At 36.7% G+C, this 13,290-nt stretch carries 14 protein-coding genes; 10 read left to right on the plus strand and 4 right to left on the minus strand.

Annotation, left to right across the window (positions count from 1 at the left end; translation table 11 throughout):
• Positions 1-3: 3 nt before the first annotated feature.
• The 10 genes from ABXT71_RS09600 (at position 4) to ABXT71_RS09645 (ending at position 10,586) form a co-directional block, all read left to right on the plus strand.
• Entirely contained in the window at positions 4-855 is an 852-nt protein-coding gene (locus ABXT71_RS09600; RefSeq protein ID WP_415371102.1) for a peptidyl-prolyl cis-trans isomerase, read from the plus strand.
• A complete protein-coding gene (locus ABXT71_RS09605) occupies positions 833-2,284 on the plus strand; it encodes a peptidylprolyl isomerase (protein WP_415371103.1) in 1,452 nt (483 codons plus the stop codon). Before ABXT71_RS09600 ends, ABXT71_RS09605 begins: the two co-directional genes overlap by 23 nt.
• A 228-nt stretch (positions 2,285-2,512) precedes the next feature.
• Positions 2,513-3,466: an AAA family ATPase gene (locus tag ABXT71_RS09610; RefSeq protein ID WP_415371104.1), complete on the plus strand. Its 954-nt coding sequence runs from the start codon at positions 2,513-2,515 to the stop codon at positions 3,464-3,466.
• Between the two features lie 292 nt (positions 3,467-3,758).
• Positions 3,759-3,941: a GldL-related protein gene (locus tag ABXT71_RS09615; protein WP_415371105.1), complete on the plus strand. Its 183-nt coding sequence runs from the start codon at positions 3,759-3,761 to the stop codon at positions 3,939-3,941.
• A gap of 300 nt (positions 3,942-4,241) precedes the next feature.
• The gene (locus ABXT71_RS09620; RefSeq protein ID WP_415371106.1) at positions 4,242-6,512 is read left to right on the plus strand and encodes an aconitate hydratase; all 2,271 of its coding nucleotides are present in this window, start codon (positions 4,242-4,244) and stop codon (positions 6,510-6,512) included.
• Positions 6,513-6,726: 214 nt separating this feature from the next.
• Positions 6,727-7,290, plus strand: a complete 564-nt coding sequence (locus ABXT71_RS09625) for a TlpA family protein disulfide reductase (protein ID WP_415371107.1) — start codon at positions 6,727-6,729, stop codon at positions 7,288-7,290.
• 185 nt (positions 7,291-7,475) lie between these two features.
• Positions 7,476-8,666: an ADP-forming succinate--CoA ligase subunit beta gene (gene sucC, locus ABXT71_RS09630; protein WP_415371108.1), complete on the plus strand. Its 1,191-nt coding sequence runs from the start codon at positions 7,476-7,478 to the stop codon at positions 8,664-8,666.
• A gap of 80 nt (positions 8,667-8,746) precedes the next feature.
• On the plus strand, positions 8,747-9,142 hold the full coding sequence (locus ABXT71_RS09635) for a TerB family tellurite resistance protein (RefSeq protein ID WP_415371109.1): 396 nt from the start codon (positions 8,747-8,749) through the stop codon (positions 9,140-9,142).
• A gap of 57 nt (positions 9,143-9,199) precedes the next feature.
• Complete coding sequence (locus ABXT71_RS09640; RefSeq protein WP_415371110.1) at positions 9,200-9,772, plus strand: Crp/Fnr family transcriptional regulator; 573 nt, start codon at positions 9,200-9,202, stop codon at positions 9,770-9,772.
• A 58-nt stretch (positions 9,773-9,830) separates the two neighbouring features.
• Positions 9,831-10,586 (plus strand): acyl-CoA desaturase, encoded by a 756-nt coding sequence (locus ABXT71_RS09645; protein WP_415371111.1) that lies wholly within the window; start codon positions 9,831-9,833, stop codon positions 10,584-10,586.
• Between the two features lie 75 nt (positions 10,587-10,661).
• Here the strand turns inward: ABXT71_RS09645 and ABXT71_RS09650 are convergent, their stop codons facing one another.
• From ABXT71_RS09650 to ABXT71_RS09665, 4 genes are all read right to left on the minus strand, one after another.
• A complete protein-coding gene (locus ABXT71_RS09650; protein WP_415373097.1) occupies positions 10,662-10,787 on the minus strand; it encodes a two-component regulator propeller domain-containing protein in 126 nt (41 codons plus the stop codon).
• Positions 10,754-11,254 carry a hypothetical protein gene (locus ABXT71_RS09655; protein WP_415373117.1) on the minus strand — a complete coding sequence of 167 codons (501 nt, stop codon included), beginning with the start codon at positions 11,252-11,254 and terminating at the stop codon, positions 10,754-10,756. The genes ABXT71_RS09650 and ABXT71_RS09655 overlap by 34 nt, the downstream gene beginning before the upstream one ends.
• Before the next feature lie 363 nt (positions 11,255-11,617).
• A complete protein-coding gene (locus ABXT71_RS09660) occupies positions 11,618-12,415 on the minus strand; it encodes a hypothetical protein (RefSeq protein WP_415371112.1) in 798 nt (265 codons plus the stop codon).
• Positions 12,416-12,547: 132 nt separating this feature from the next.
• A complete protein-coding gene (locus tag ABXT71_RS09665; protein WP_415371113.1) occupies positions 12,548-13,042 on the minus strand; it encodes a hypothetical protein in 495 nt (164 codons plus the stop codon).
• Positions 13,043-13,290 lie beyond the last annotated feature (248 nt).

Consider the following 13,290-nt stretch of genomic DNA (forward strand, 5'->3'; position numbering starts at 1 on the left):
TTTATGATAAGATGGCCGCTTCTTATTGGGAGTGTTTTAATTTTCAGTTCTTGTAATTTATTAGGAGGAAAGGAAGATAGAACACCAGTGGCCAGAGTTAATGAAACCTTCTTGTATGAAGCAGATATTACGTCACTCATAAATCAAAGTGTTTCCAGTGAAGATAGCGCTGTGGTGGTGTCATCATATATTAATCAATGGGCAACAGAGCAACTATTATTGGATAAAGCTCGTATAAATATAGGCGCAGAGCAACAGGAGCAATATAATAAGCTTGTTATTCAATACAAGGTGAGTTTATTTACCGAAGCATATAAAAATGCGCTGGTGAGTCGCAGTTTAGATAGTGTGATTAGCGTAACAGAATTAGACACACTGTATCAAAAAGATAAGGCTAATTTTTTATTGAACGATGACCTTTTAAAAATACGCTACGTACTTCTCGAAGAAAGAAATACAAATAGAGCTCGAATTAAAAAGATGCTAAGCAGGTATTCAAAAGAGGATAAAGAAGAATTGTCAAGCATAAATTTGCAATTTAAGAGTGCAAACCTCAATGATTCTGTTTGGATTAAGAAAACAATGTTACTGGCGAGATTGCCCGTTTTTAATAAAGTAGAAGCTGGTTTGTATGCTGGTAAATTTGGTGAGTTAAAAGATTCTACTGGGATTTACATATATAAAGTAGAAGACAAACTTAAAAAAGGAGATGTTACACCGAGTACATTTATCGCCCCTACATTGCGGCAAATTATTTTAAATAAAAGAAAGCTACAATTAATAAAGAATATTGAAAAAGACATTACTAAAGATGCAATTAAAAACAACAATTTTGAGATTTATACTAAAGAATAATATTGCTGCGGCAGTACTACTTGTGATTACTGCGACTGGCTTTAGCCAAGTTGTTGTTGTTGATAGCACAGGAGTAGCAAAGGAGCAAATAGCAGTAGCCATTGATAAAGTAGAAGCGAAGGTTGATAGTTTAAAGCCTTTTCAGAAATACAAAGTAGAAGGCGTTTCAGCAGTAATTGGAGAGTATGTTATTGTTGAGTTTGATATAGACTTAAGTTACCAAGAATTAAAAGCTCAAGGGGTGTCTACAGAAGACATTACGCGTTGTCAATTAATGGGGAAGCTTATGGAAGATAAGCTATACGCGCACCACGCCAAGCAAGATAGTATTGTGGTAAGCGATAATGAAATCAATCAGCAAATAGACCAGCAAATGGATTATATGATTAGCGAACTTGGTTCTGAAGAGAAAGTGGCTGCTTACTATAGAAAAGAGAACATAAGTGAATTGCGTAAAGAGTTATTTGATGTGAATAAAACATTAAAGCTAGCCTCAGAAATGCAACGTACTATTATTGAAGATGTAGAAGTGACACCAGAAGAAGTGAGAAGTTTTTTCTATGCGATTCCAGAAGAGGAGCGCCCAGTATTTAGTGCGGAGGTTGAAGTAGCACAACTAGTGGTAATGCCAGAAATCACAGAGAAATCTAGACAAGATGCAATAGATCAGTTAAATGGCTGGCGCAACGATATAGTAGAAAACGGAACTAGTTTTGCAACAAAAGCGGTGTTATATTCTAAGGATGGGTCTGCTCAAAAAGGAGGACTTATAGAAAGCGTAAGACGTAACTCCCCAATGGCAAAAGAATTTAAAGATCAAGCATTTAGCTTACTAGAAGGTGAAGTGAGTGAGCCCTTTGAGACAGAATTTGGTTTCCATATTTTAAAAGTGGATAAAGTAAGAGGACAGGAATTAGATATACGACATATCATTATCTTTCCAGAGATCACACGAGCAACTATGGATGCTGCGCGTACTAAAATAGACACGATTCGTGCTTCTATTAGAGATAACATCACGCCATTTGCAGACGCTGCACGTTTGTACTCAGACGAGGTAGAAACTCGTAATAATGGAGGGCAACTAGTAAATCCAGTAAGAGGCGATACACGTTTTGATCTTACTAAAATGGATCCAACCTTAGGAGCTCAAGTATACGATCTTAAAGAAGGTGAAGTTTCAAAAATTTATTCTGATTCAGATTTTAAAGGAAAAACAAGCTTCAAGATTTTAATGGTAACAAAGCGTTATGAAGAGCATCCTGCAGAATATGTGAAGGATTACGAAAAAATTAAAGAGCTTGCGCTTAAACAGAAGCAGATTAAAGCTATTGAAATGTGGCAAGACGAAAAGATTAAAGAGACCTACGTTAATGTAAATGAAGACTATACAGATTGTGAGTTTTCTGGGAACTGGGTAAAGGAATAAGGAACAACCCTCAATGTTTAAAGAGGATTTTAAAAGTAAGAGTAGGAAAAATTTGTCATCCTTAGCTTGTCGAAGGATCTTGATTATAAATAAACTGTTCTTAGGCAAGACCGGTTTTAAAAGCCTGTATTACTTTTAAAATCCTCTTTTTCTTTTCAGGATAACCTTTAGTTTTCGCTATTAATATTTTAAATTCGTACTCATTAATTTTTAGCATATCATATTTACATGGGAGACGTAGAAGCAGTAGAGCATTTAGTAAAGAGATACAACGAACTCAAATTAGAGATAAAAAAAGTAATTGTAGGGCAGGATGAAGTAGTGGAGCAAGTATTGCTTTCTGTTTTTTCTGGCGGACATGCGCTTTTGATTGGAGTTCCGGGATTGGCTAAAACATTATTAGTAAATACCGTTTCTCAAGCCTTGGGCTTGCAGTTTAAGCGCATCCAATTTACACCAGATTTAATGCCTAGTGATATTCTAGGTTCAGAAATCTTAGATGAAAACCGAAATTTTAAATTCATTAAGGGGCCTATCTTTTCAAACATCATTCTTGCAGATGAAATTAACCGTACCCCTCCAAAAACGCAAGCCGCATTACTAGAAGCGATGCAAGAGCGCTCTGTAACTGTTGCTGGACAAAACTATAAATTAGATTTACCTTACTTTGTGCTTGCTACTCAAAACCCAATTGAGCAAGAAGGAACCTATCCTTTGCCAGAAGCACAATTAGACCGTTTTATGTTTGCGATTAACTTAGACTATCCATCTTTTTCAGAAGAGGTAGATATTGTGAAGGCTACTACTTCCGGCGAAACACCAAAGGTGAACGCTTTATTTACCGCACAAGAAATCATCGACTTTCAAAACTTGATTCGTCGTATTCCTGTAGCAGATAACGTGATTGAATATGCAGTAACACTTGTTGGAAAAACAAGACCAAAAAGTCGAGCAGCTTCAGAAACGATAAAAAATTATATTGATTGGGGAGCAGGACCAAGAGCCTCTCAAAACTTAATTCTAGGAGCGAAAACAAATGCAGCTTTACATGGTAAATTCTCACCAGATATTGAAGACGTACAAAAGGTAGCAACAGGCATTCTGCGCCACCGTATGATAAAGAACTACAAAGCCGAGGCAGAAGGACTTACTATTGAGGAGATTATTGAAGGATTATTCTAAGCTTGATAAAACTAGTTTAACAAGCTAGAAACTATTTGATTAAGGTTTCAGTTTTATTTTGTTAATTCACTTTAAAACCATTTTCTCCCAAAACTATATATATATATAATGTCAATACGAATTCCCGGATTACTTATTATTCTTGGTGCATTGCTAGTAATAGTAGAGTAGTCTTTAAAAGGATGCATCTAGGTGCTGGATTTTTATTAGCTAAATTTTTCTGTGAGTATAGGAGCAACACTAATGGTGATTGCCATTAGCCGTATTGCAAAGAAATAGTTTTTTATTACTTATGAAATTACAAGACTTTAAAACCCCATTACTTATATTAATACTAGGCTCAGCAATCGTAATTCTTGGTGCCGTATTTAAAGTTTTACATTGGCCTTATGGCAATATGATTATGATGGTTGGGGGTATTTGTGAAGTGGTTGCTGCCGTTCTTGTAATCCGACAACTACTTAAATCTAGGTAGATATTCCTTTCACTTCTAAAACTTTTAATACACCGAATACCTTCTAGGATTCAAAATTTGCTCTTTCGCGATCTCTTGTGATTATTGATTTCAATTATAATATTTTCATTTTGATAATTTCAGTATGCTAAAATTATGAATATGGTAATTTTACGTCTTAATATTATGTAAATATTGATATATTATCAGTAATACGGACTTTCCCCTGTTTATTTTTAAATTATTCTTCTTTATTGTATCTTCGCAAGACTTGCAAAATTGACCCCTTAAAAGAATTTTACACTAAAAAAATATATAATTATGGCATTTGATATTGATATGATAAAGAAAGTTTATGCTCAGATGGCAGAACGTGTAGATGCTGCACGTGAAGTCGTAGGGAAACCATTGACACTTTCAGAAAAAATATTATATAACCACCTTTGGGATGGAAAAGCGATCAAAGCGTTTAGACGTGGTAAAGATTATGTAGACTTCGCGCCAGATAGAATTGCTTGTCAAGATGCTACGGCACAGATGGCGCTATTGCAGTTTATGCAAGCTGGGAAGAAAACAGTAGCAGTACCAACAACGGTACATTGTGATCATTTGATTCAAGCAAAACAAGGAGCAAAACAAGATTTAAAACACGCAAATGAAGTAAGTAATGAAGTGTTTGATTTTCTTGAGTCTGTTTCAAATAAATTCGGAATTGGATTCTGGGCTCCTGGAGCAGGAATTATTCACCAAGTGGTATTAGAGAACTATGCATTTCCTGGTGGGATGATGATTGGTACAGATTCACATACAGTAAACGCTGGGGGATTAGGGATGGTCGCCATAGGAGTTGGTGGAGCAGATGCAGTAGACGTTATGGCCGGAATGGCTTGGGAGTTAAAATTTCCGAAGTTAATAGGAGTACGTTTAACAGGAAAACTAAGCGGATGGACAGCACCAAAAGATGTGATCTTAAAAGTAGCTGAAATTCTTACTGCAAAAGGAGGAACCGGAGCGATTGTAGAATATTTTGGACCTGGAGCAACAGCAATGTCGTGTACTGGAAAAGGAACCATTTGTAATATGGGAGCCGAGATTGGAGCAACGACTTCTACTTTTGGTTATGACGAATCTATGGAACGCTATTTAAGAGCTACTGAAAGAGCAGATGTTGCTGATGAAGCAAATAAAGTAAAAAAATATTTAACAGCAGATCCAGAGGTATATGCAAACCCTGAGTCTTACTTTGACCAAGTGATCGAAATCGATCTTTCTGAGCTAGGACCATTGTTAAACGGCCCTTTTACGCCAGATCTTTCTACTACTGTAGGAGCGGCAATGACAGAAAAAGCAACTAAGCATGATTGGCCACTACAAGTAGAATGGTCTTTAATAGGTTCTTGTACCAACTCTTCTTACGAAGATTTATCTAGAGCTGCCTCCATTGCAGAACAAGGACTGAAAAGAGGATTAAAACTGAAAACAGAACTAGGGATTAACCCAGGATCTGAGCTTGTGCGATTTACAACAGAACGTGATGGCATATTAAAAAGCTTTGAAGATCTAGGGGCAAAAATATTTACTAATGCCTGCGGACCTTGTATAGGGCAATGGGCACGTTACGACGACCCTAAGAATGCTCCTAAAAACAGTATTGTACACTCGTTTAACAGGAACTTTGCAAAACGTGCGGATGGAAACCCTAATACACACGCCTTTGTGGCCTCGCCAGAATTAACGGCGGCGATTGCATTTGCTGGTAGATTAGACTTTAATCCAATGACCGATACCTTAATTAATGATAAGGGAGAAGAAGTAAAATTTGATGAGCCTACAGGATGGGAATTACCACCTAAAGGTTTTGAAGTTGAGGAGAACGGTTATGTGGAGCCTATGGCAGACGGAAGTGGTGTAGCAATTACTGTAAACCCAACAAGTGAGCGTTTGCAACTATTAACACCTTTTGAGCCTATTACAGATGAAGATTTAGCAAATGTAAAGTTGTTAATCAAGGCTTTCGGAAAATGTACGACTGATCATATTTCTATGGCGGGACCTTGGTTGCGTTTTAGAGGTCACTTAGATAATATCTCTAACAACTGTTTGATAGGAGCAGTCAACGCTTATGGAAAGAAAACAAACTTTGTTAAGAACCAGTTAACAGGTGAGTTTGGTGGCGTACCAGATACGGCACGTGATTACAAAGCGAAGGGAGTCTATACTATCGTTGTGGGAGACCATAATTATGGGGAAGGTTCTTCAAGAGAGCATGCGGCCATGGAACCACGTCACCTAGGTGTTGCAGCAGTACTTGTAAAATCTTTTGCACGTATTCACGAAACTAACTTAAAGAAACAAGGGATGCTAGGTCTTACGTTTGCTAACGAGGCAGATTACGATAAGATACAGGAAGATGATACGTTCAACTTTACAGACATCGCAAGCTTTGCACCAGAAAAACCGTTAACACTAGAAGTTACGCACGGTGATGGTTCTAAAGATATCATTATGGCAAACCACACATATAATGCTGCTCAAATAGATTGGTATAGAGAAGGTAGCGCCTTAAACTTGATTAAGAAAGAGAATGCTTAATCAGTATTTATCTAAAATGGCTAAGTTTACTTAGCCATTTTTTTTTGCTGAAATTTTAAGGAAATTTGAATAAGACAATTAAAAAATAGTATCAAACGTTCCCGAAGCTTCGAGAGTTGAAGTTCTCTAGGATTTTCTGTGCTCGGAGTCGTTATTATATAGAGATTCACTGAGTAGTATAGCGCTGCATAGAGCGTTTAGTTAAAAAAAAATTATGAAAAAAGCCCTAAGAAAATACTGGAGTACCATCGCCTTGGCGGTAATCGCAATTCTATTTTTTATCCCACAAACTTCGATGCCACTTAAAGTATTATACAGCGAGCTTTTTGCTTTTTGCCCTTCTGAAATAGATGAGGATGAACAGATAGTGCTTAGCAATTATAACTGGAACCTTATTGCAGAAGACAACGCTATAAACTTAAAACAATCTAAAGGCAAAGTAACACTGATTAATATGTGGGCGACATGGTGTCCGCCCTGCGTAGCAGAAATGCCATCGCTACAAAGTGTATTTGACAGTTACGGCGATCAAGTAGATTTCTATTTTGTGACGGCAGAAGAAAGGGAAGTAGTAGATGCTTTTATGAAAAAGAAGGGATATACAATGCCAGTGTATCTGCAACGTTTTAGTCCTCCGGCCCAACTGGAAGGTCGTTCTATTCCAACGACTTTTTTAATAGGGAAAGATGGCAAGATTGTAATCAAGAAAACAGGAGCAGCAGATTGGAATAGCGAAAGTACTAGAGCAATCATTCAGCAACTGTTAGCTGCTGAATAGGTTATATTTCTGAAGTTTAAATTGAAAATTAGATTTTTGTTCTATCTCTTTCTCCTTTCAGTGCAGCGGTCTTTCTGCCATATTTCAGCCCATCATATTTCCGAAGTAATTGTGAACAATATGTACCCTTCAATTACCAAACATTTGTTACTTTTGCAGCACTAAAAATTTAGAATCATTAGACTATGAATTTACACGAATATCAAGGAAAAGAAATTTTAAATAGCTTCGGTGTTGAGATTCAACGAGGGATAGTTGCTAGTACGCCAGAAGAGGCAGTTGCAGCAGCAAAAAAGCTAACTGAAGACACAGGGACAGGATGGCACGTGATTAAAGCACAAGTGCACGCTGGTGGTCGTGGTAAAGGTGGCGGAGTAAAGCTAGCTAAAAGTCTTGATGAAGTAAAAAGAATAGCAGGAGAAATCATAGGAATGAACCTAGTGACTCCTCAAACAAGTGCAGAAGGTAAAAAAGTGCACCAAGTGTTAGTTACAGAAGATGTGTACTATCCTGGTGACAGTGAGCCAGAAGAATATTATATGAGTGTATTGCTTAACCGTAGTACTGGACGTAACATGATTATGTACTCTACAGAAGGTGGGATGGATATCGAGCAAGTTGCTGAAGAAACTCCACACTTAATTTTTCACGAAGAGATCGATCCTGCCACAGGATTGTTACCTTTTCAAGCACGTAAAGTTGCTTTTAATCTTGGCTTAAGTGGTCAAGCGTTTAAGCAAATGACAAAGTTTGTTACTGCTTTAGTAACAGCCTATGAAAAGAGTGACTCTTCTTTATTTGAAATCAATCCAGTTTTAAAAACAAGTGATGATAAAATAATAGCCGTAGATGCTAAGGTATCAATTGACGATAACGCTTTGTTCCGTCATAAAGATTACTTAGCGATGCGTGATAAGCGTGAAGAAAACCAAGTAGAAGTTGAAGCGGGTGAAGTAGGACTTAACTACGTAGATCTTGACGGAAACGTAGGGTGTATGGTAAACGGTGCTGGACTTGCAATGGCAACGATGGATCTTATTAAGCAATCTGGTGGTGAGCCGGCAAACTTTCTTGATGTAGGAGGTACAGCAGATGCAGAGCGTGTAGAGGCTGCTTTTAAATTGATTCTAAAAGATCCTAGTGTAAAAGCTATCTTGGTAAATATCTTTGGGGGTATTGTTCGTTGTGACCGTGTGGCACAGGGAATTATAGATGCATATAAGAATATGGGGAACATAGAAGTACCTATCATTGTGCGTTTACAAGGTACCAATGCAGATATTGCAAAAAAATTAATTGACAATAGCGGGCTTGACGTACAGAGTGCGATTGAGTTTCAAGAAGCTGCAGATAAAGTACAAGCGGTTTTAGCTTAAAGCGAAAATATGAATAACTTGAAGCCTTGGAAGTCATTTTCCAAGGCTTTTTTTATATTTGACAAAAAGGGTTTCAAATTATGGATAGAACGAATGAAGCACTGTTAAGTGATTTAATTGTACTTGCTAAAGCAGATGATAAAGTCACTACTTCAGAGTACGACTTTATTCTAACACTTGCCGAAACGATGGAGATTGGTAAAAAAGCGGTTGATGTACTCTTTAAAAACCCACTGCCTTCTGTGGTACAAAAGACAGAATTAGATCGCATTACACATTTTTATAAATTGATTCTTTTAATGAATGTGGATCATGAAACTCACGAGAAAGAAATAACCATGATTCGTGACTTCGGGATTAAAATGGGAATCCGTCCAGGGGTAATGGATCAGATGTTGATAAAGATGGAGCAATACGAAAACAAGATCATCCCCAGTGATGAGATTATGAAGATTTTTAAAACCTATTATAATTAGTTTTAAAACGAGTAGTAACTCTAATGGAAAACCATTAAATTTAACACTAAGATTAGAATGGATTTCATCAGGAAGCACATAGAAGCAATTTCAAAAATTTCGGACACAGATTGGACGTATTTTTCTTCCCGTTTAGTACAGCGTGATTTTAAGAAGAGAACCATTATTTTAAAGCATAATGAAGTAGAAGATCATATTTCATTTATTGCTTGTGGCGTTGTTCGTTTGTACATCCCAAAAGAAGTAAAAGAGAAGGAAGTTACTTTTGGCTTTAGTTTTCAAAACCAATTTATCAGTGCATACGATTCTTTTTTAATGCGTAAACCTTCGCTCTACGAACTTGAAACTCTTTCTGATACTACGATATACAGTATATCCTACCAGGATTTACAAGATGTGTATGCGCATACAGAATTTGGTAACCTCATAGGAAGGTTAACTGCAGAGCGCTTATTTATGCTCAAGTCAAGACGAGAACAATCGTTATTAAATGAAACAGCGGAAGAACGCTATTTCAATTTATTTAAGGAACGGCCAGAATTGATTACGGTCATCCCGCTTAAATATGTGAGTTCTTATATAGGAGTTACGCCACAGGCCCTAAGCAGAATTAGAAAACGAATTAATTGATTTAGGTTCATTGTTTGGATTCGCTTTTGGCACTACTTTTGTCTATATAACTTTACATATGACTATACTTATTTTTATTATCGTACTCTGGTACGGCGGACTATTTTTCCAGACATTTTTTCTACATCGCTATGCAGCGCATCAAACCTTTACGATGTCAAAACTGGCAGAACGTATTGTGTTTATTCTTACGTGGTTTTTTCAAGGCTCTAACTATCTGAGTGCTTATGGCTACGGAGTAATGCACAGAATGCACCACGCATATGCAGATACAGAAAAGGATCCTCATTCACCTAAATATGATTTGAGTGTTTTTTCTATGATGTGGCGAACTAAAAACATTTATACGGAAATCAATAAACAACAGGTTTTTGTAGAACCTAAGTTTACTAAGAATGTTCCGCAATGGAAACGTTTTGATACCATTGCAAGTTCTTGGTATTCTCGTGTAGGTTGGGGAATTGCTTATTTCGCTTTCTTCTTAGCCTTTACAACTGCTTGGTGGCAATGGTTATTTCTTCCAGTCGCTTTATTTATGGCTCCTATTCACGGAGTGATTATAAACTGGTATGGACACATTTACGGTTATGTTAACTTTAAATCAAAAGACACTTCAAAAAACTTATTTAAGTTTGACTTCTTAATGATGGGTGAGGGGTATCACAATAACCATCACAAGCACAGTAGTAGAGCTAACTTTGGTGGTGTACGCTGGCACGAACTGGATGTAACCTATATGATAATGCTGCTACTTAATGCCTTAGGCGTCATCCAATTAAAACCAAATACGATAAAAGTAAAGAGAGACTTTTAATACTGTTTTAAATTAATAAACTGAAAAGGACCAAAGCTGAAAAGTTTTTGTCCTTTTTTTGATGTTCACTACTCACTATTTACTGCGCATTTCCAATTCTTCTTTCGATATACTCACCACCTTCTCTCCATCTAGTCTAAACAGCCCCAAATACCCGCCAAACCAAATCACTCCATCGCTGTCCTGAAATATACATTGTATAGCATTCGTCTCAAAACCTTGTGCTTTTTCGTAGTTTGTAAACGTCCTGCCATCATATTTGTACACACCGTGATTCTCGGCAGGAAACAAATGTTACTATCTTTGTTTTTAAACAAACTCCAGACTTCACCTCCAGTTATGACGCCGTCTTTGGTGAAATTATCAAAGGTCTTACCATCAGAACGACTTACACCGTTATAAAAAGTGGCAAACCAGACATTGCTATTATTAGCTTCCAGAATGTGGTTGACAGAATAACCTGCAAGACCATCAGATTCGGAAATATGCAGCAACGTCTTACAGTTATATGTATAAGCGCCTCGGGGCCTAATAAGCCAGATAAAACCCTCTACAGCTTCTATAATACTTCTAACGGCCAAACCGTCAAAACCTTCATCTATTGAAAATTGTGTGACTTTCTCACCATAATAAAATAAGACACCGTCGCCATTTATGCCCATCCACATATTGCCTTAAGAGTCTTGAAATATGCGTCCTACAAACTGGCTGATAGGATAAGGAACCGCAGGTGGGGTTGTACAAAGGGAGTTCCTGAGTTTTCATTAGTATTATTTTTCACCGCTAGAACCCGCATCAAAAACGACACGGTCAATGCCTTTGGTTGTGCTTGAGGCGTTATAAGCTAGATCGTCTAAAGCGGTCTCGACATCTTGTGCTTCAGATTGCGCTTTTATGAATTCTTCCTAAGCATCGCTAGAAGGGTGTAGTTGTCAGATTTTGTTAACAGTTTGATATTTCTTCCGGTATTATTCAGGTATTGGAATCACTTAAATTATCCTAATCATTTTTAATTTAGGCATTAGCCATAACTACATTTGTATATCTCTTTTTGAAAGCAGCGTTTCCATGCCATTTTCTAAAGAATACGTTAGTTCAAAACACCTTGGTGGATTACCGACTAATTCCATTCTCATTCTCTTCATTTCGGCGAGCCCACCATTTACTAGAGTATAGGTCTGTTCAGTAGCACCACAAGCACCGCCATCGCTATAAAGAGTTAATTCCTTTTTTTCTTTGTTAAGCTTTGTTTTATGATTAATTTGATTGTACGGTTCTTTGTTTGTTATTTGGTAGAAACCAGAGTATAGTGCTCCTGCATTCAAAGAGTAGGCATCAAAGGCGTCGCCAAACCGCTGCCCTTGTCCAGATTTCTTTAGAAGGATTTCTTTTTCGCCATCAAAATCTAAATCCACAAACAGGAAAGGAACATCGATCATTTCAAATGTTTTATTTTGAATAGCAGGTTTCTTGTAGTCGATCACAATTTGATTTGTTTTAATTCCTGTTATGTTGTTCTCCTCCGTTTCAAAATCAAGCAAGGCTGCGGGTAAAGAGAAGTGATTATTGGTTAAAGTAAATGCTGTAGAATCATTTTTAAACTCTAACATCGCAGGTCCTACTGCACTTCCAGATTTTAAAAGGTTTGGTTTCCAAACAACAGTTACTTGATATCCGTTAACCTTTTGATTATAAGAAACCTGAACAATATCGCTTTGAGTATTTCGAATTTCTAGGTACCGTATAGCGTCGGTGTTTATTACTCTGCCGTTACAGCTCAAGATCAATACTGCCGTAAGGAGTAGTGAGGTTAAAATTTTTGCATTCATAATGTTGTTTTAATTTGGTATTAAACCTTTATATTAACTAAGCTATGTTTGTAAAGGTGATTGTTAACTTTAGGCAGATTAAACCCCAAACTTAGATAAGCGGGAACTGGCGAATAAATCTATTTATGGGGTTTAGCTGCTCAATGTTTTATCGTTTAATATGGGATCCCAGCTATACCTGATTACTTTTTTAATAAAGGCCACAATTAAAATCTCTATTTTATCCTTGTCTAGTTGTTCTAGGTAATATTCCCCTATATGCTCAACTAATGTATTGCTTCCTTCTGTTGACTGTTCAGTAACTTTTATTACAGATTTATTTGAATATGCTTCAAACATGATATGTGTTTTTAAGCAAGGGTTTTTAATTCCTTTAGGTGTGTATGTAATTCTTGTAAATTTCCGCAGCTTTTGTTTAGAGTCTCTAGAGGTATGATTCGATTGATATTCGAGTGTTCCTAAGGAAGTTAACACTTTTGCAGATGTTTCTACAAATGGTTTAAAAACGACGTTTTGAAGTTCGAAGAAATGTAAACCAAAACCATTCTTTTCTTTCTTCCTATTGCTACTTGCAACTACTCTCTGCAAGTCAATTGTTTTTTTTAAGTCAAGTTTATGAGTTTCCATTAGTCTGATTCTTAAAGTTTTTCGTTTTCCGAATTGCATACATCGCGTGAAATATTCAGATTTAAAATAGGTGTCTCAGATATTTCTAGAGTTATTTATATAAAGTCACTTTGAGTGTCAGGTAAACCTACGACAAACAATGTTCTTGTACTTACGTATAAACACCTAATTATGGATGTAAATTTCGTTTTGCAATTCCCTTTTTAATAAAGCCATACCCAAACATACTATCAATTTTTCTAACTCTT

Origin of the sequence: Patiriisocius sp. Uisw_047, from assembly GCF_047730165.1 — a bacterium.
GTDB lineage: Bacteria > Bacteroidota > Bacteroidia > Flavobacteriales > Flavobacteriaceae > Patiriisocius.

Excerpts from the sequence above, each read along its gene's own strand:
- sucC (WP_415371108.1), top strand. The coding sequence starts at position 7,476 with ATGAATTTACACGAATATCAAGGAAAAGAAATTTTAAATAGCTTCGGT.
- ABXT71_RS09620 (WP_415371106.1), top strand. The coding sequence starts at position 4,242 with ATGGCATTTGATATTGATATGATAAAGAAAGTTTATGCTCAGATGGCA.
- ABXT71_RS09625 (WP_415371107.1), top strand. The coding sequence starts at position 6,727 with ATGAAAAAAGCCCTAAGAAAATACTGGAGTACCATCGCCTTGGCGGTA.
- ABXT71_RS09600 (WP_415371102.1), top strand. The coding sequence starts at position 4 with ATGATAAGATGGCCGCTTCTTATTGGGAGTGTTTTAATTTTCAGTTCT.
- ABXT71_RS09655 (WP_415373117.1), bottom strand. The coding sequence starts at position 11,254 with ATGTGGATGGGCATAAATGGCGACGGTGTCTTATTTTATTATGGTGAG.
- ABXT71_RS09660 (WP_415371112.1), bottom strand. The coding sequence starts at position 12,415 with ATGAATGCAAAAATTTTAACCTCACTACTCCTTACGGCAGTATTGATC.
- ABXT71_RS09645 (WP_415371111.1), top strand. The coding sequence starts at position 9,831 with ATGACTATACTTATTTTTATTATCGTACTCTGGTACGGCGGACTATTT.
- ABXT71_RS09665 (WP_415371113.1), bottom strand. The coding sequence starts at position 13,042 with ATGGAAACTCATAAACTTGACTTAAAAAAAACAATTGACTTGCAGAGA.
- ABXT71_RS09635 (WP_415371109.1), top strand. The coding sequence starts at position 8,747 with ATGGATAGAACGAATGAAGCACTGTTAAGTGATTTAATTGTACTTGCT.
- ABXT71_RS09610 (WP_415371104.1), top strand. The coding sequence starts at position 2,513 with ATGGGAGACGTAGAAGCAGTAGAGCATTTAGTAAAGAGATACAACGAA.
- ABXT71_RS09615 (WP_415371105.1), top strand. The coding sequence starts at position 3,759 with ATGAAATTACAAGACTTTAAAACCCCATTACTTATATTAATACTAGGC.
- ABXT71_RS09640 (WP_415371110.1), top strand. The coding sequence starts at position 9,200 with ATGGATTTCATCAGGAAGCACATAGAAGCAATTTCAAAAATTTCGGAC.